Source organism: Agarivorans sp. QJM3NY_25, assembly GCF_050870875.2.
GTDB lineage: Bacteria > Pseudomonadota > Gammaproteobacteria > Enterobacterales > Celerinatantimonadaceae > Agarivorans.
The window spans coordinates 3480779-3498500 of record NZ_CP194041.2 but is presented as its reverse complement, the minus strand read 5'-3'; the positions used below and the strand labels follow the sequence as shown (position 1 = coordinate 3498500).

Sequence of the window (17722 nt, the reverse complement as noted above, 5' to 3'; positions counted from 1 at the left end):
ATCAAGTTGGTTCATTTTTTAGAGCCTGCAGGTTCATTGTTTGCTCTATATGAATGCGTCATTAGCTCTTGGTAGCCAGTGGTGAATAAAATTCACTGAAAACATCAGCGACAAAGCGAAGCAGTCTTCATGCTAGGTGCCTTCGGCGACGGCGGCATATACCCTTGCCCATAGAATCTCGACCAGCAGGTCGGGTACTTTACGCTTTGGCTCGGTAAAATTGGTTTGATAAAGCTTTAAATACAGCATTGAATATAAGTGCCTGATAGAATTTACTTATCTAAGTACTCACAAGATTTACTATCTTGGTTTTAAGTAAATCGTAGTGAGCGCTTAACTGACAATGAATTAAGGATTGTAGTTTGGTAGAAGATTTTTCATCAATTTGGCAGAGAGCCGCCGAGCGTAAAGGTGGTGATGCAGCACTTCAACATCTCTTAACTGCGCCATTCAGTTCTGAGTATTTATCCACCGTGAGTGATGACCGTTGGTTGTCGATGTTTACTAAAGTGATTTTTCAGTCGGGCTTTGTATGGCGAGTTGTCGAAAACAAGTGGCCCGATTTCGAACGAGCGTTTTTTGATTTTGAGCCTGAAAAAATGTTGTTGCTGGATGATTCTCATATTGAGCGTTTATCTAATGATGCCAGCATTATCCGTAATCGTCAGAAAATAATCACAGTACCAGTCAACGCGCAGATGATTTTAAAACTTGCGGCTGAGCATGGCAGTTTTGCTAAATTTATAGCGGATTGGCCCAACGATGATATTGTTGGTTTGTGGCTATATTTAAAAAAGCAGGGCGCTCGCTTGGGGGGGAATTCAGCGGCCTATGCCTTGCGAAGAATGGGCAAAGATACCTTTATTTTGTCTAAGGACGTGGTGGCTTATTTGGTGAATCGTGGTGTTGTGGATAAGCAGCCGACTAGTGTGAAGGGTTTAAATACGGTGCAACAGGTGTTTAACCGTTGGCAGTTGCAAAGTGGTCTACCTTTGGCCACCATTAGTCAGACGCTCGCATACTCGGTGGGTGAGAATAACCTTGATTGAGCACTATATAAGAGTGCTTGTTCGAGTTGCTCTTGGCGGCGTCTTAGTGAACTTGCCGTTAATTCTTCGCCAGGATTTCTTTAAGTGCATGATTTATTTCTTTATAGCGGAAGCTAAAGCCATCCTCTCTTAGGCGAGCAGGCAGCACTTTTTGCCCTTCAGTGATGAGACTGGCCATATCGCCTAAAGCCGTGTTGAGTAACCAAGCCGGAGTTCGCACGAAACAGGGCCGCTTTAGTTGTTTGGCTAAGGTTTGACTAAACAGCTGGTTGCTCACTGGGGTGGGGGCTGTAAGGTTGTATGGGCCGTGACAGTGTTGATTTTTTAACAAAAAAATCACGGCATCGACCAAGTCACTAATATGGATCCATGACATCATCTGTTGACCATTGGCAATCGGGCCACCTAAGCCGAGTTTAAATGCTGGCAACATTTTGGCTAATGCGCCACCTTCGATGCCCATCACTACGCCGGTGCGTAATAAACACACCCGGGTATGACTTGACTGGGCTTGTAGCGCAATTGCTTCCCATTGTTTACATACTTGATGAGGAAATGAGTCATCCTTAATCATGCTCGATTCATCAAGATCCTGTTCTCCTTGAGTGCCATAATAGCCAATGGCGCTACCGCTAATAAAGGTATGGGGCGGCTGTTGGCTTTGTTGAAATAAAAGCAGAAGTTGTTCCGTGATTTGCCACCGACTGTTGCAGATCTGCTGTTTTTGATGTTTGGTCCAGCGTCGATTAGCAATCGGCTCTCCGGCTAGGTTAATTACCGCATCAAACTCATTTAAGTCGGTTAAATCCTTGAGCGAAGGGATTGCCAATAGATTGTGCCCTAGCTTCTGGTAGGCTTTAATGGGCGCACGTGATAGAACGGTTAGTTCATGACTAAACTGTAGATGTTTTACCAGTCGGCTACCGATAAAACCAGTTCCGCCTGTGAGTAAAATTTTCATCGTTAACCACAACTCCTTATATAGAGCTTGTAATATTACGCCTTAATTTAGTCAACAATAGCAGAGTTTTATAGGAAGGGTAGAGCATGACGACTGTTTTAATCACCGGGGTTGGCCGCCGTTTGGGTTTTTTTCTTGCACATCAATTTCTTGACTTGGGTTATCAGGTTATAGGCCAATATCGCAGTGAGCGAAGCGGGTTAGATGAGTTACGCGCACGTGGCGTGAGTCTATTCCAAGCCGATTTCAGTCAACGTTCGTCCTTGTTGGCCTTTATTCAAGCGGTGACTCAGCAATGTACTCGTTTAGATGTGCTGGTCCATAATGCTTCATTGTTTCTCCAAGATGAGCAACAACATAGCCTTGAACAACAAGCCGATTTTTTTGACGCGATGTATGCCGTGCATATGTTGGCTCCTAAATTGTTGAATGAAGCCTTGCATCCGGCTTTAGTTAGGGCAAAGGGCAGTGTAGTGATGTTAACCGATATTTATGCTGAACAACCCCACTCGGCATTTCGTAGTTACTGTGCGTCGAAAGCAGGTTTAGCGAATTTAATGCGGTCTTATGCGACCCATTGGGCGCCTGCGGTTCGAGTGAATGCGATTGAACCGGGGCCGATGCAATTCCTAACTGAACATACTAAGGTGCATCGCCAGCAGGTATTGGCACAGACGCCTTTGGCGAAAGAGGGGGGCTTCGCACCCATCTGGCAAACCATGATTTTATTGATTGAAAACGACTATTTGACCGGTTGTTCTATCAAAGTTGATGGTGGTCGGTCCTTGGCCCAATGGTAAACCTGGCTGATGATCAATGCATAACTCAAACTCTACGACTTGCTGTAGCTCGACGTTTTGACCAAATAACTGTTGATGTAGTGGGATTAAAAATTCATCTGGATGTAACAGGCTTAACAATTGAGGCTGCTTAGCTGCACCGATTAAATCAATATCTAAGGGGCGGTCTTTGTCACTGGAGAGGGGATCTTTGCGATTGCGGCCATGAAAATCTTCTAGTTGATTGAAAAAACGTTTTAGCGTGGGGGCTGATTGATGGGAATGAAACCAGGCCAAGCCATTGATGAAATCATGTTTTGATTGCAGTTGTGAGGGTGCGGTTTGTATAAAGGCACTAAAGGTGATGGGGTGCAAACGAATACAAAGCTGCTTTACTGCCTGCGGTATGTGTTGCAGCGGTTGAATATTGCTCCCCAGACTACAAAGGTAATACATTGGTGACCCCAGATGATTGATAGGTTTTTATTTAGCCTTTTCGCCAGCGCTGATGCAAGCTAAACTGCTGAGCATCAAATAATATTTTAGGAGTGTTCGGTGAATCAACCAACTTCGATACGCCATGGTTTGGTGACCGCAGCTGCCCTGATTGTGGTATTGGCTGGATTAAAAGCTGCAACCCCAGTGCTGATCCCTTTTTTGTTATCTCTATTCATCGCCATTATTGCCAGTCCGGTGGTGAGTTTTTTGACGCGTATTCGTATCCCGCGGGTACTTGCTGTGATGGCAGTGTTACTGTTGATCGTGAGCGTTATTTTGTTATTGGCTGGTGTAGTGGGGAGCTCTATTAGTGATTTTAGATCGTCTATTCCAGCCTACCGAGAGCAGCTACTGGTTCATCTCGCGAAGTTGATTACCTTCGCCGCAAGGTTTGATATTGATCTATCGATGAGTGTGGTCACTGATTATTTCGATCCTGGGGTGATATTGGGGGTATTCGCCAATACCTTAACTGGTTTAAGTGGTGCAGCTGCTAATATTTTTATCATTTTATTGGTGACGATATTCATGTTGTTAGAGGCCGATACGATGCCGCAGCGGGTACATGATGCGATTCATAATCCCGATGTTCGCATGTCGCAGGTGAACAAATTTCTCAAGTCGGTCAATAGTTATATTGCGGTTAAGACCATGATTAGCCTTGGCACGGCCATCCCCATCACCATTGTCTTGAGTTTGCTCGATCTGGATTATGCCGTGTTATGGGGCATTTTGGCTTTTTTACTCAATTATATTCCTAACGTTGGCTCGCTGATTGCTGCCGTACCCGCTGTGCTATTAGCGCTACTTCAGTTAGGGCCGAGTCAGGCTTTGGCGGTGGCTGGGCTATATGTAACGGTTAATCTGGTGATGGGTAATATCGTGGAGCCACGTATCATGGGTAAAGGTTTAGGTCTGTCCTCCTTGGTCGTAGTGTTATCATTGATTTTTTGGGGATGGTTATTTGGTAGTGTTGGAATGTTACTATCGGTGCCGCTAACCATGATCGTAAAAATTGGCCTTGAGTCGAGTAATAGCGGCCATTGGTTTTCACGGATCTTAAGCCACCCAGACGACCTAAAAGAGAGTTAAGTAGTAGATGAGAGTAGAATTACCCACACTCGATGGGCAAGCCTTGCGAGTGCTGCATGGTAGAGGGCATTGTATCGCTGGTGCCGAGGCATTTAATATTGAATGGCTTCCGCCAGTGATGCTGATCGTTGCTTACGCGCCATTGGCTGATGAGCCGTTAGCCGAATTGGTTGCTCAACTCAGTGAACCGTCCTTAGTAGAAGGCGTTTTTTTACAACAGCGAGATCAGCCGATGGCTCCGGTTCGCCATTTGTGGGGCTGTGAACAGACACCTGTTGAGGTGATGGAGCAGGGTTTACGTTATAAGGTTGAACTGGGACGACATCAAAACTTTGGGTTATTTCTTGATATGGCCAGTGGCCGACGCTGGGTCAGAGAGCAGGCCAATAATAAGCGAGTTCTTAACCTGTTTTCTTACACCTGTGGGTTTGCCGTTGCTGCGTTGGCTGGTGGTGCGCAAGCGGTGGTGAATATTGATATGAGTAAGGCTGCGCTAAGTGTTGGCCGGGATAACCTAAGACTCAATCAACTTGATGATAAGAAAGCCCGTTTCTTTGGTCATGATTTGTTTAAATCTTGGGGCAAGTTGCGTAAACATGGTCCCTATGATTTGGTGATCGCTGATCCACCATCAATGCAAAAAGGTAGTTTTTTAGTCGAAAAAGATTACCCTCGGATAATTCGTCAACTCCCGAGTTTATTAGCGGAGGAGGGCTTGGCGATGCTTTGCTTGAACGCCCCCTGGCTTGGTTGTCAGTTTCTCATTGATGTTGTTGAAAGTGAGTGCCCCCAACTGTCGTTGCTGACGACGCTTGAACGTCCCGAAAGGGTATTGGAGAAGTCAGAGGATGACGGCCTAAAAGTACTCATTTTTAAAAATAATCCAGTTTAAACGACCACCGCCCTCACAGTTCGAGTGATAGCTTATGGTCATTGTCTCGAGCTGGATTTTGCTCTGCTACGCTTGATATAGGGCTTATTTCAGCTCAAAGGCGTGGTATGGGTTTTCGGTTCTCACATTTTTTTTCATCTCTGCTTAAAAGTATTCGGGACATTTCGCCGATTGTATTCGTGATCCTGTTTTTTCAATGGTTTGTATTAGACAGTTCATTTCCAAATGTTCTACAGATCCTCGGCGGTACGGTGATGGTCGTGGTGGGTTTAAGTTGTTTTGTGATGGGCTTGGAGCTTGGTTTATTCCCGATTGGCGAACAACTGGCGCATGCTTTTGCCAATAAGGGAAGCTTGGTTGCGCTATTGGCTTTTGCATTCTGTTTGGGATTTGGGACAACCATTGCTGAACCTGCCCTGATCGCTGTTACCAGGGAAGCGGCTGAGGTTGCAGCCCAAGCGCAGCATATTGCATCGGATAAGGGGAGCATGGATGAATATGCCGCAGGCTTGCGTTTAAGTGTTGCCTTTGCGGTTGGCTTAGCCATTGTGATTGGGGTGATCCGTATTATTCAAGGGTGGCCGCTTTATCTGATGATCATCGCGGGTTATGGCTTGATTGTGATACTTACCATATTTGCTCCCGAAGAAATTATCGGTATCGCCTATGATTCTGGAGGTGTCACCACCTCGACAATCACCGTCCCCTTAGTTACTGCACTTGGGATCGGTTTAGCGGCTTCAATTGAAGGAAGAAATCCCTTATTAGATGGGTTTGGTTTGATTGCTTTAGCCTCGTTAACGCCGATGATTTTTGTGATGCTTTACGGGATTATTTATTGATGCGCTGGTGGCTAGAGTTTTTCGAGACCTTGTTTTCCACGCTAGGCGATATTTTTCCGATTGTACTCACAATTCTAGTCTTTCAATATCTGGTTATTAAAAAGCCGCTTCATCAGCCTCGTCAGTTATTAATGGGGACATTTTTTGTGGTGCTGGGGATGGTATTGTTCTTATTGGGTCTTGAGCAGGCTTTATTCCCTTTGGGGCAAACTATGGCGATCCAATTAACCCATCTAGGTTTTGTGTCGCTGAGTGATGCCCCAGGGAGTCATTGGCAGGCCTACCTATGGGTTTACATATTCTCTGCTGCGATTGGTTTTAGTACCACGATTGCAGAACCGTCGTTATTGGCCGTGGCGATTAAAGCGAATGCCGTTTCTGGGGGAGTGGTTTCGATTGGTGGTTTACGTGTTTCGGTTGCTTTAGGTGTCGCTTTCGGTCTCGCCCTAGGTTCTTACCGCATTGTGGTAGGTGACCCGCTACAGTATTACATTATTTTTGGTTACGTATTGGTTGGAATACAAACCTTGTTTGCTCCGAAAGCGATCATTCCCTTGGCCTATGATAGTGGTGGAGTGACCACTTCGACAGTGACCGTGCCTTTAGTGACTGCATTGGGATTAGGTTTGGCTGATGCTGTGCCTGGGCGTAGTCCACTCTTGGACGGTTTTGGTCTGATTGCTTTTGCTAGTTTGTTTCCAATTATCTCGGTATTAGCTTATGCACAAATTACTCATTATTTAGCCCATTCTGATTTATCTGGAGAATAAGATGAAATTTAAGTTGATTCTAGCTTTTGTTGACGATCAAAAAACCAGTTTGGTATTAGACTCGGCTCGCGCTGCTGGCGCGACAGGTGCGACTGTGATTAACAATGCGCGGGGGGAGGGAGTGCATCGTAAAAAAACGTTCTTTGGTTTGAATCTCGAGTCGCAGCGCGACGTCTTATTGTTTGTGGTAGAAAGTCATTTGGCGAAACCTATCTTAAATACGATTAGTGCTGTGGCTGATTTTGATCAAGAAGAAGGTCAAGGCATTGCGGTGCTGCTGGATGTGGAAGACGTGGTTGGCGTTGCACATCAAATTCACGCGCTCACGCATCGTGGTCCTGATGATGATTTAAGTGGGTTGTGAATAAATATAGTGAATTATGTCAAATAAATACCGGGAGCTGTGTGTAACTCTCACTTTATATAATTCTTATCCACATAATCTGTGGATTAATATGTGAATGAAGTGGTTTTTTGATTCTATATTTATGTTTTTTAAGGTTTTTTGGGTTTGATTAAAAATGATTCGTTCACTTATGATTGTTAAGATACGAGCTGGGGCTGTGGGTTTATCAGCCAAACAGAGATGACTTTTAAACTTAAGTTGACGTAGAACAAGAGCTTTAAAACCCTTGAAGTTAGCAAGTGCTGCTTTAAGAGATCGATTTTAAAGGTATTTGCTGTTTTTCCTTGGCCACTCATTGGTTAAACAGTATTCGTTAGTGAAGGTAGGTGCACAAGATTGAAGCGTTTTATTGTTAGCGCTTATGCTTATTTGGCGATCGGTATAAATAAAAATACCGCTCAATTTAATTGAGCGGTATTTTTGCAAAGCAAAACGCTTAGCTTACTTTCTTTGGCTCGCTTGGATCGCTGTTAAAGCGATCGTGTAGACGATGTCGTCAACTAAAGCACCACGTGACAAATCATTCACTGGTTTAGCCATACCTTGTAGCATTGGCCCGATACTGATTAGGTCGGCACTACGTTGTACTGCTTTGTAAGTGGTATTACCAGTATTCAAATCAGGGAAGATGAATACCGTTGCTTTACCTGCCACAGGGCTATTCGGTGCTTTACTCTTGGCAACGTTTTCCATGATAGCCGCATCATATTGCAATGGACCGTCGATGATCAGATCGGGACGACGTTCCTTGGCAATTTTTGTGGCTTCACGTACTTTCTCAACGTCAGAGCCTGAGCCTGAACTACCCGTTGAGTAACTGATCATTGCGACCCGAGGTTCAATTCCGAAGGCAACCGCTGATTCTGCAGATTGAATTGCAATATCTGCAAGTTGTTCAGCGCTTGGATCTGGATTGATCGCACAGTCACCATAAACCAATACTTGATCCGGTAACAGCATGAAGAAGATCGAGCTAACTAGGTTGTAACCTGGTGCCGTTTTAATCAACTGAAGCGGTGGGCGAATAGTGTTCGCTGTGGTATTGACCGCACCAGAAACCAAGCCGTCAACTTCGTCGTTGGCTAGCATCATGGTTCCCAGAACCACGTTGTCTTCAAGTTGCTCTTTGGCAACGACTTCGGTGAGGCCTTTACCCTTGCGTAACTCTACCATTGGCGCAACATATTTATTTTGAATTTCAACTGGGTTGAAAATTTCAATATTGTCACCCAGAGTGACACCTTGTTGACCAGCGATACGATGAATTACTTCAGGATTGCCAAGTAATACCGGTTTAGCGATGCCACGTTCAGCACAAATAGCAGCTGCTGCAATAGTACGCGGTTCTTCACCTTCTGGTAATACAATACGTTTATTGGCACTGCGAGCCATTTCGGTGAGCTGGTAACGGAAAGCGGGTGGCGACAAGCGACGCGCACGGGCAGAAATAGCCGTTAATGACTCTATCCAATGTTTGTCGATGTGGCCAGCAACGTAGTCCTGTACCAATTCGATCCGTGAGGCATCGTCAACGGGGATTTCAGCATTGAAGCTTTGTAAGGCTAACGAAGTTTGCCAAGTGTTTGACTCAATCAACATCACTGGTAAACCAGTGGCAAATGCACCTTCACATAGTTTTAAAACTTGAGGTTCTGGTTGATAACCACCAGTCAGCAATAAGGCTCCAATTCTAACACCGTTCATGGCTGCTAAGCAGGCTGAAACAATCACATCGGAGCGATCGCCAGAGGTCACTAACAGGCTACCCGCATTAAAATGTTCGACCATGTTATGGATGCTGCGAGCACAGAAAGTCACTCGTCCTAAACGAGTATCCATGTCACCTTCGTTAATCACTCGAGCATTGAGGTGATTCGCCAGATCTCGCGCACGTGGTGAAACCAGCGGCGCATTCCAAGGAATACAGCCTAAAATACGCAGTGGGCTTTTGCCAAACATCTGCAGCACTTCAAGATTAGTCGAATGGTCTGATTTATTATCAAACATTTCGGTGAGGTCTGGACGAGTAATTTCATGCTCGTCGATAGGCGCACCAACTTTATTGATAATACAACCAATAATACGTTTGTTTTTTAGACCGCCAAAGTTATTACACGCAATTTCCATGCGCTCTTTTAACTGTTGCGAAGTATCGTTACCTGGGTTGGTAACAAATACCATATCGGCATCTAAAGCTTTGGCAATACCATAGTTAACATTGGTTGCGTAAGGAGATTCAGAGGTCGGGACTAGGCCTTCTACCACAACAATCTCTGCGCCAGATGTTCCAGAATTAAAACGAGCCACAATGCCTTCAAGCAAATCATCAATTTGATTGGCGCTGATAAGGTTTTCTGCATAGGCTTGGGTAAAAGGTTCTGGGGGAATAATATTTGATGCTTGGCGAATGATCGCTGTAGAACGTTCAGCGCCTTTTTCGCGACTTTTCGGTTGGGCAATGGGTTTAAAGAAATTAACGTTGACGCCATTGCGCTCCATCGCGCGAACCATTCCCAAACTGACGGATGTTACACCAACACCAACGCCAACAGGGATTAACATAATTGTACGAGCCACGGCTGTACCTCTTAAGTTAGGTGAAAGAATAAGGCTAGACTAAAATCTAACCTTAGATACAAAGTATGTTTTATTACTGAGTTAATGCGACAGCATCTTGAGCAATAACCATTTCTTCATTTGTTGGAATCACTAAAATTGGGCGGCTAGTACTAGTGGCGATATTGCCTGAGTTACCAAAACGTGCAGCTAAGTTTGCTTGCTCATCTAGACTAAAACCAAGTAGCGCTAGTTTTTCAACGGTTAATTGACGAACTAAAGCTGAATTTTCACCAATGCCACCAGTAAAGACGAGAGCATCTAGCTTACCGTCCATTGCTGCAGCGTAAGACATAATGGCTTTGGCTAAACGGTAAGTGAATACGTTCATCGCACGAAGCCCGGCGTCGCTGCCTTTTTGGTAGCCTTCTTCGACAAAACGACAGTCACTGCTTTCTTCCGTGAGGCCCATCAAACCAGACTCTTTGGTAAGCATGTTGTTGACTTGCTCTAATGTATAGCCTTCATTGTCGACTAAATGGAAAATAATCGCAGGGTCGATATCACCAGAACGAGTGCCCATTACCAAACCTTCGAGCGGCGTGAGCCCCATGCTGGTATCAACACTTTTACCGTTCTTCACGGCACAGAGTGAGGCGCCATTACCTAGGTGAGCGGTGATCACATTGGTCTCTTCTACAGGCAAACCCAAGGTTGCCGATGCTTCACGAGATACAAATAGGTGACTCGTGCCATGCATACCATAACGGCGAATGCCTTTTTCGCTATATAGCTTATAAGGTAAGGCATAAAGAAACGCGCTTTCTGGCATGGTTTGGTGGAAGGCGGTATCAAATACTGCAACGTGTGGTTGCTGAGGAAAACAATCTTGAGCCGCTCGAATGCCGATTAATGCAGCTGGATTATGCAGTGGCGCTAAGCTAGCGCAGTCTTCGATACCAGCCAAGACAGCTTCGTCAATAATCGCTGATTGAGTGAACTTTTCTCCGCCATGAACGACGCGGTGACCAACGGCCACAATATCGTTCAAAATTTCAGGATTTTTTTCTAAGAGGTTGCTTACAATAAATTCGATAGCTTCATGGTGTGCGGCATTGGCACCTAGCTTTGAATCCCCTTTTTCGCCATTTAACTTCCATTTGATACGTGCATCTTCTAAGTTAAAGCATTCTGCCAAACCAGAAAGAATCTCGTCACCGCTAACAGCGTTTAGCACTGCAAATTTTAATGAAGAGCTACCGCAATTAAGAACGAGTACCAGCTTATTGCTCATTTATAGACACCTGTTGTTGAATTTGTTCAATTATAGACAGTGGCTCAAAAACGTAGAGTATTAGAAGACCCGTTGTTTGAACCGGAAAACCAATCTTAAGCGCCGCCAAAAATTGATTTGACCTAGTGCCAAGGTCCCATTCAAGCTACACTTAATATATTAAGGTGATTTATATGAAACCGGCTGTCTGCCAATGATACCTGAAACGGATTTTTAATCATATATGTCATACTAATAACTAAGTGAATTTGTAAAAAAATTACTAATTTATTGGTTTAGGTCAATTTTTGGTCGCGAGGTGTCCATGGGTAAATTCTCTGAAATGTTAAATGATGGACATAACTATATGAAACGCTGGCCAAATCAGCGTGTGCTGTCACCCATTTTTCCTGAGAATCGAGTTATTTTTGCGACTTCTTTAGCGATGAAAACGATGCCAGCGATAGCGGTTGTCACAGTTATGCTTCCGTATATGGCTAATTTGACTGAAATATTACCACAATCAGTGATGATGGCGACGGTGATATTTTTAATGCCTTTACATGGTTTATATTGGTTGGGACGTCGAGCAAATCAGTTATTACCGCCCAGCTTAGCTAACTGGTATCGTGATCTACATCAAAAATTGGCCGAGGCTGGTGAGCGTATTTCACCTCTGGCGGTGAAACCTCGTTATAAAGAATTAGCAGATTTGTTGCGGAAAGCCTTCAAGCGTTTTGATAAAAGCTTTGTGTTAGCTGAAGACTTTACTGATTACCCTCGTTGATATAATTGTAATACAAATTCAAAGTCAATTTCGAATTGTGATTGCGCTAATTGCTGTTGTTCTAGCAGTTTGGTATTTTTCCAAGCAAATGGCGTCATTTTAGTTAAGGCAGACATATCTTCTTGATTTAATATGGCTAACTGACTTATTTTTTGTTGCTCAGTGAGTCGCCAGCCAGCTAATTCTTCAGCTTGTTCTTGATGCGCTTGCAACTCCTTGTAAATCAAACGTCGTAATTGCTGTAAATGCCTGGCTCCTGGGACGACTTTGAGTAAAAAGCTATGGTTATGTGAGATACGCAGTAACTCCTGATTATCGCTGGGGGCAAATACACGAACGATAAAATCAATGCTGTTATCGGCAATTGGTAATCGGTGGTTACTAGCCACAAAAAATTGGCAACTTTTGTGACGTTTAGCTGCCATTCTGATCCCATCTTTTGCTATATCTACACCTATCACTGCGTCTGCTTGTGCCTGCTCCTGACGGATGGCTGCCGTGTAGTAACCTTCTCCACAGCCTAAATCAAGAATGCATTTTGCTTGGTGAAGCGAAAGTAGTTGATTGATAGCATCCGCTAAGAAATTAAAATGACCTTGATTGAGAAAATGTTGGCGTGCTTGCAGCATCGCTTTGCTATCTCCTGGCTGCTTCGAATTCTTATGTTGCACGGCCAGTAGGTTGGTGTAGCCTTCTTTTGCTTGGTCGAAACAATGGCCTTTAGCACAAGACCACTGTTTGTTTACTTTGCTTAGCCGAAGCTGGCAAATGGGGCATATCATCATCAAAAAATAAGCCTTAATCGCGTGAAACTAGTAGATAACCTTGCTGTGGTATTGTTGCAAGATCCCTTTAATGGTTTCCATCGTTTCTTTGCTCGGCGGTTTTACGCCAGCGAGTGGGTAATCTTCTCCCATGGCGGTCCATTTGTGTTTTCCGAGCTCGTGGTAGGGGAGTAATTCAATTTTTTCTACGTTGTCGAAAGGTGCGAGAAACTGACCTAAGTCATGAGCCGATTGTTCATCATCGGTGAAACCAGGAACCACAACATAGCGGATCCAAGTGGTTTGGCCTACTTTGTGTAGATAACGAGCAAAATCCAGCGTTCGTTTATTACTGACGCCAACCAATTCTTGGTGTACTTCATCGTGGATTTGTTTAATGTCGAGCATCACCAGATCGGAAGCATCAAGTAGTTCGTCAATCACTTCCGTATGTTTACGAACGTAACCATTAGTATCGAGGCAGGTATGGATCCCTTGAGCCTGACAGGCTCGAAATAAGTCTCGAACAAACTCTGCTTGTAGGATGGCTTCGCCACCACTGGCGGTTACACCACCACCACTAGCATTCATGAAACGGCGATAGGGAGTTAAGTCATTCATTAAATCGTCTACAGAAATTTCTTTACCGTCATGTAAGTCCCAAGTATCGCGATTATGACAATATTGGCAGCGCATTAAACAGCCTTGCATAAATACGATAAACCTGATCCCTGGTCCATCGACGGTACCGCACGATTCTGTTGAATGAATTCGCCCAATTCTAGACATTTGTTTCTCCCAAAAAAAAACCTTGCCCAACAATGAGGGCAAGGTCAATTATAACCGGAGTTTCTGCTAAGCAGAAACTACTAAAGCTAAGATTAGATGCTTTGCGTAAAAGTACGAGTGATTACGTCTTGTTGCTGCTCAGCTGTTAGTGAGTTAAAACGCACTGCGTAACCCGATACACGGATGGTTAACTGAGGGTATTTCTCAGGATTTTCCATCGCGTCAACTAACATTTCACGGTTCATCACGTTCACGTTGAGGTGTTGGCCACCTTCCACATCAGTGTTGTGGTAGAAGTAACCGTCCATCAAACCAGCCAGGTTGGTTTTTTGAGTATCGTCATCTTTACCTAGAGCGTTTGGCACGATAGAGAAAGTATAAGAAATACCGTCTTGTGCGTTAGCAAATGGTAGTTTAGCGACCGAAGTTAATGATGCTACAGCACCTTTTTCGTCACGACCATGCATTGGGTTTGCTCCCGGTGCAAATGGAGCGCCGGCTTTACGCCCATCTGGTGTGGTACCTGTTTTCTTACCATAGACCACGTTAGAAGTGATGGTAAGTACAGATTGAGTCGGAACAGCATCACGGTAAGTTTTAAGCTTACGGATTTTGTTCATGAAGCGCTCAACCAAGTCAACTGCGATGCTATCTACACGATCATCGTTGTTACCAAATTTAGGGTAATCACCGTTGATTTCAAAATCTACAGCAATGCCATCTTCGTCACGAATTGGCTTCACTTCAGCATATTTAATCGCTGATAGTGAGTCTGCAGCAACTGATAATCCAGCAATACCACAAGCCATGGTACGGTATACGTCACGATCATGAAGTGCCATCAACGATGCTTCGTAGCTGTACTTGTCATGCATATAGTGAATGCAGTTTAGAGCGGTGACATATTGCTCTGCTAACCAATCCATGAAGGTGTCTAAGCGAGCCATGATGTCGTCGTAATTTAATACTTCATCGGTTACTTTTTCGCCAACAGGACCTACTTGGATTTTTAGTTTCTCATCCATACCGCCATTCATGGAGTACAGCAGGGTTTTTGCTAAGTTCGCGCGAGCACCAAAGAACTGCATTTGTTTACCAACAACCATTGGTGATACACAACATGCGATGGCGTAATCGTCGTTATCAAAATCAGTGCGCATTAAATCATCATTTTCGTATTGAATTGATGAAGTATCGATAGATACTTTGGCACAGTATTTTTTGAAGTTAAGCGGTAATTTCTCTGACCATAATACGGTAATGTTTGGCTCTGGAGAAGGACCCATAGTGTATAGGGTGTTCAAGAAACGGAACGCAGTACGGCTTACTAGGGTTCGACCATCAACACCCATACCACCCATTGACTCAGTTGCCCAAATTGGGTCACCAGAGAACAAGTCATCATACTCAGGAGTACGTAGGAAACGAACCATACGTAACTTCATGACCAAGTGGTCAACCAGTTCTTGCGCTTCACTTTCAGTGATCAGGCCAGCAGCCATGTCGCGCTCGATGTAAACGTCTAAGAAAGTTGTGGTACGGCCAAATGACATTGCCGCGCCATTTTGTGACTTAACGGCGGCCAAGTAACCAAAGTAAGTCCACTGAACGGCTTCTTTTGCAGTTTTAGCTGGCACTGAAATATCACAACCGTATTTGGCTGCCATTTCTTTAATTTGAGCTAAAGCACGATACTGTTCGTTGATTTCTTCACGAAGGCGAATCGTTGCTTCTAAGGTGTCACCTTTAATGAGATCTTTTTCTAACGAACGATGCTGTTTTACTTTATCGGCCATTAAGAAATCAATGCCGTATAAGGCAACGCGACGGTAGTCACCAATGATACGTCCACGGCCATAAGCATCAGGTAAACCAGTTAATACGCCTGATTTACGACATTTCATGATCGCGCCAGTGTATACGTCGAATACACCTTGGTTATGGGTTTTACGGTACTCTGAGTAGATCTTGCTAACCGCAGGGTCTAATTCACGATCGTAAGCTTTACAAGAACCCTCGATCATCCGAATGCCGCCATTTGGGATGATCGCACGTTTCAACGGTGCTTCAGTTTGCAAGCCAACAATAGTTTCTAAATCTTGATTGATGTAACCAGCATCATGTGAGGTGATGGTTGAGATAACTGAAGTATCGAAGTCTACCGGCGAGTGAGTGCGGTTTTCCTCTTTAATGCCTTCCATAACTTTTGCCCAAAGCTTATCCGTTGCTTCGGTTGACCCTGCTAAAAAGCTTTCATCGCCTTCATATGGGGTATAGTTAGTTTGAATAAAGTCACGAACGTTAACTTCATTTTGCCATTCGCCAGTTTTAAAACCTGCCCATGATTCAGCAAAAACTTCGTTCTTCTCTGTCATTTCTTGTTCCACCTATAAGTTGGTATACAAATGAATAAATTACGTTGTATAAAGTAGCGCGCAAAGCGCTACTCCTTTTAGCCTAGAACTAGTATAGCGTTTGTTCTAAGCGATAAAGTCTTTCTCACTATAATAATGCTGGAATGCCATATTTCCCTTCCAACATCCCTACTGCCAGCATTGCAGCGGCGCAGACAATTAGGACGACAGTTGGAATAATGATACGGTCCAATTTACTTAGTTTTTTCGGACGTTCTTTATCGCCAATGAGGCCATTATTGTCTAACAGCATAGTTAATGCCCATGCTAATACCGGGTTGGTTACCATCGCAGCAAACACACAAATACCTGCAGACTGAGAGTCTTTAGAATCTTTAATCATTTGCATGCCAGCTTCTAACAACGGCAATGAAACACCAACCAATAACGCGATACGCATTACCGGTGGCCATACAGCGGCATCCATTGGGTAGCCAACAATAGCAATGATCATCACTAAAGAACCGAGGAGGATTGCGCCGCCGGGGATTGGACGCTTGGCAATTGCTGCAGGGATCATATAAGTCCCCCAGCTGGAAGTGATGTTACCACCACCGACCGCGGTACCAACCATTTGACGAATCGAACACATGGTCATGGTGTCATCAACGTCCATCAATACTTTGTCAGTTTTTTTCGGGTAGTTCAGTTCTTGGAAAATGCGATGACCTAAGAAGTCGGGTGACCACATCGCGACCGCTAAGATGGCAAAAGGTAATGAAGCAATAAAGTGCTCAATGTTTGGTAAGCCTAACATCCATCCTTCTTCAGTGGAGCCCCACCAGTATGCAGGATTTAAGTTTGGTAAACCTGGCTCGGTCGTAAAGGTTAAATCAAACCCTGCACCAGCGAGCATGGCCACCACAAATCCGGTGACAGCACATAAAGGGATCGCTAACCAGCGTTTACCAAGCTTGGCTAATACGGCGTAAACAACAACAGTAATTGCTAGTACAATCAAGGCAATATAGCCCATGTCGCCTGCTGCTACGCCTTCGGTTTGACTGCTAAGTCCATTGGCCCAGCCAATTAAAGAGTTGATTTGGCTTATTGAACCGGTAAAGCCCAAAAACACCAATAGTCCACCTGCAACGCCTTCACTGGTTAAGTTAACCAGACGGGAACCGCCTTTAACTGCGCTCAATATCAAGCCAAAGACGCCAATTAAAATAGCCAACGCTAATGGATGAGCCCCAGCCATGGCAATCATGAAAATCATAGGAATCATTGGCCCGTGGTTACCGGCCAAGTTAGCTCTTGGGTTTACAAAACCAGAGGCTAAAATACAGAATAGAAATGCGGGAATGATCATTTCTACACGTGAAACTTCAATAGCGAACTCTACGCCTAAATTGACATGCTCCCATTTATCAGAGAGACCTGCTGCCCAAGCCATCATCACTGCAGAGTACATTGCGATAATACCGATGGTGCCAGCAATTGCTGGGACTAAATCTTCCAGTTCAAAGCGAAAGTCACGACCGGGTAAATTTAAACTATAACGACGTGGCTTCATGATCTGAAGTTCATGGTCTAAATAGTCAGAACGAGTTTCAAATTCAGATGCAGGGCGGTGTGCTTCTGAGTAGCTCAGCTCTTCGTCTTGAGACTGATGGTTGTTACTGGACATAGTTTCCTCAAATAACAAAATGTAAATCGGTTAATCGCAGGTGCTCATAAAAGCGTATTTCGCTTGAGTTCCCTCTCACTCGCGATAATCGTCTCATCTAGACGAACAACATAAAGGACTGTGAGTGTAGCTATTGAAATAACTCCAAGCTTTGTGTTTAAGAAATTTAGAGGATATTCGTATTGGATAATTGCGTATATTTAACAAAAATCAGGCGGTT

The 17722-nt window shown here is 44.3% G+C and carries 16 protein-coding genes; 8 read left to right on the top strand and 8 right to left on the bottom strand.

Annotation, left to right across the window (positions count from 1 at the left end; all coding sequences use genetic code 11):
- The first annotated feature begins 362 nt into the window (after positions 1-362).
- Positions 363-1049 (top strand): DNA-3-methyladenine glycosylase I, encoded by a 687-nt coding sequence (locus tag ACRRSW_RS16015; RefSeq protein ID WP_432452242.1) that lies wholly within the window; start codon positions 363-365, stop codon positions 1047-1049.
- A 58-nt stretch (positions 1050-1107) separates the two neighbouring features.
- Here the strand turns inward: ACRRSW_RS16015 and ACRRSW_RS16010 are convergent, their stop codons facing one another.
- Positions 1108-2010, bottom strand: coding sequence for a TIGR01777 family oxidoreductase (locus ACRRSW_RS16010; RefSeq protein ID WP_432452243.1), 903 nt, complete (start codon positions 2008-2010; stop codon positions 1108-1110).
- 86 nt (positions 2011-2096) lie between these two features.
- Here ACRRSW_RS16010 and ACRRSW_RS16005 point away from each other — a divergent pair, with 86 nt between their 5' ends.
- Positions 2097-2810, top strand: coding sequence for an SDR family oxidoreductase (locus ACRRSW_RS16005; RefSeq protein ID WP_432452244.1), 714 nt, complete (start codon positions 2097-2099; stop codon positions 2808-2810).
- On the opposite strand, the gene ACRRSW_RS16000 is transcribed toward ACRRSW_RS16005, so the two are convergent.
- On the bottom strand, positions 2736-3245 hold the full coding sequence (locus ACRRSW_RS16000; RefSeq protein ID WP_432452245.1) for a 2-amino-4-hydroxy-6-hydroxymethyldihydropteridine diphosphokinase: 510 nt from the start codon (positions 3243-3245) through the stop codon (positions 2736-2738). The genes ACRRSW_RS16005 and ACRRSW_RS16000 overlap by 75 nt on opposite strands.
- 99 nt (positions 3246-3344) lie before the next feature.
- On the opposite strand from ACRRSW_RS16000, the gene ACRRSW_RS15995 reads away from it, so the two are divergent.
- From ACRRSW_RS15995 to ACRRSW_RS15975, 5 genes are all read left to right on the top strand, one after another.
- On the top strand, positions 3345-4379 hold the full coding sequence (locus ACRRSW_RS15995) for an AI-2E family transporter (protein WP_432452246.1): 1035 nt from the start codon (positions 3345-3347) through the stop codon (positions 4377-4379).
- A gap of 7 nt (positions 4380-4386) precedes the next feature.
- Positions 4387-5271: a class I SAM-dependent methyltransferase gene (locus tag ACRRSW_RS15990; protein ID WP_432452247.1), complete on the top strand. Its 885-nt coding sequence runs from the start codon at positions 4387-4389 to the stop codon at positions 5269-5271.
- A gap of 107 nt (positions 5272-5378) precedes the next feature.
- Positions 5379-6113 carry a DUF1538 family protein gene (locus ACRRSW_RS15985; protein WP_432459834.1) on the top strand — a complete coding sequence of 245 codons (735 nt, stop codon included), beginning with the start codon at positions 5379-5381 and terminating at the stop codon, positions 6111-6113.
- Positions 6113-6883, top strand: coding sequence for a DUF1538 domain-containing protein (locus ACRRSW_RS15980; RefSeq protein WP_432459833.1), 771 nt, complete (start codon positions 6113-6115; stop codon positions 6881-6883). The genes ACRRSW_RS15985 and ACRRSW_RS15980 overlap by 1 nt, the downstream gene beginning before the upstream one ends.
- Before the next feature lies 1 nt (position 6884).
- Positions 6885-7247 (top strand): P-II family nitrogen regulator, encoded by a 363-nt coding sequence (locus ACRRSW_RS15975; protein WP_432452250.1) that lies wholly within the window; start codon positions 6885-6887, stop codon positions 7245-7247.
- A 483-nt stretch (positions 7248-7730) separates the two neighbouring features.
- Here ACRRSW_RS15975 and pta read toward each other — a convergent pair whose 3' ends face one another.
- Together pta and ACRRSW_RS15965 are read right to left on the bottom strand one after the other, a co-directional pair.
- Positions 7731-9866, bottom strand: a complete 2136-nt coding sequence (gene pta, locus ACRRSW_RS15970) for a phosphate acetyltransferase (RefSeq protein WP_432452251.1) — start codon at positions 9864-9866, stop codon at positions 7731-7733.
- A gap of 73 nt (positions 9867-9939) precedes the next feature.
- Positions 9940-11139 (bottom strand): acetate kinase, encoded by a 1200-nt coding sequence (locus tag ACRRSW_RS15965; RefSeq protein ID WP_432452252.1) that lies wholly within the window; start codon positions 11137-11139, stop codon positions 9940-9942.
- Positions 11140-11443: 304 nt separating this feature from the next.
- Here ACRRSW_RS15965 and yfbV point away from each other — a divergent pair, with 304 nt between their 5' ends.
- A complete protein-coding gene (gene yfbV, locus ACRRSW_RS15960; RefSeq protein ID WP_432452253.1) occupies positions 11444-11905 on the top strand; it encodes a terminus macrodomain insulation protein YfbV in 462 nt (153 codons plus the stop codon).
- On the opposite strand, the gene rlmA is transcribed toward yfbV, so the two are convergent.
- The 4 genes from rlmA to ACRRSW_RS15940 form a co-directional block, all read right to left on the bottom strand.
- Positions 11893-12690, bottom strand: a complete 798-nt coding sequence (gene rlmA, locus ACRRSW_RS15955; protein WP_432452254.1) for a 23S rRNA (guanine(745)-N(1))-methyltransferase — start codon at positions 12688-12690, stop codon at positions 11893-11895. The two genes, yfbV and rlmA, sit on opposite strands and share 13 nt — an antisense overlap.
- Positions 12691-12717: 27 nt before the next feature.
- Positions 12718-13458 (bottom strand): pyruvate formate lyase 1-activating protein, encoded by a 741-nt coding sequence (pflA, locus tag ACRRSW_RS15950; RefSeq protein WP_432452255.1) that lies wholly within the window; start codon positions 13456-13458, stop codon positions 12718-12720.
- A 92-nt stretch (positions 13459-13550) separates the two neighbouring features.
- Positions 13551-15833 (bottom strand): formate C-acetyltransferase, encoded by a 2283-nt coding sequence (gene pflB, locus ACRRSW_RS15945; RefSeq protein ID WP_432452256.1) that lies wholly within the window; start codon positions 15831-15833, stop codon positions 13551-13553.
- 127 nt (positions 15834-15960) lie between these two features.
- Positions 15961-17502, bottom strand: a complete 1542-nt coding sequence (locus tag ACRRSW_RS15940) for a DUF3360 family protein (RefSeq protein WP_432452257.1) — start codon at positions 17500-17502, stop codon at positions 15961-15963.
- Positions 17503-17722 lie beyond the last annotated feature (220 nt).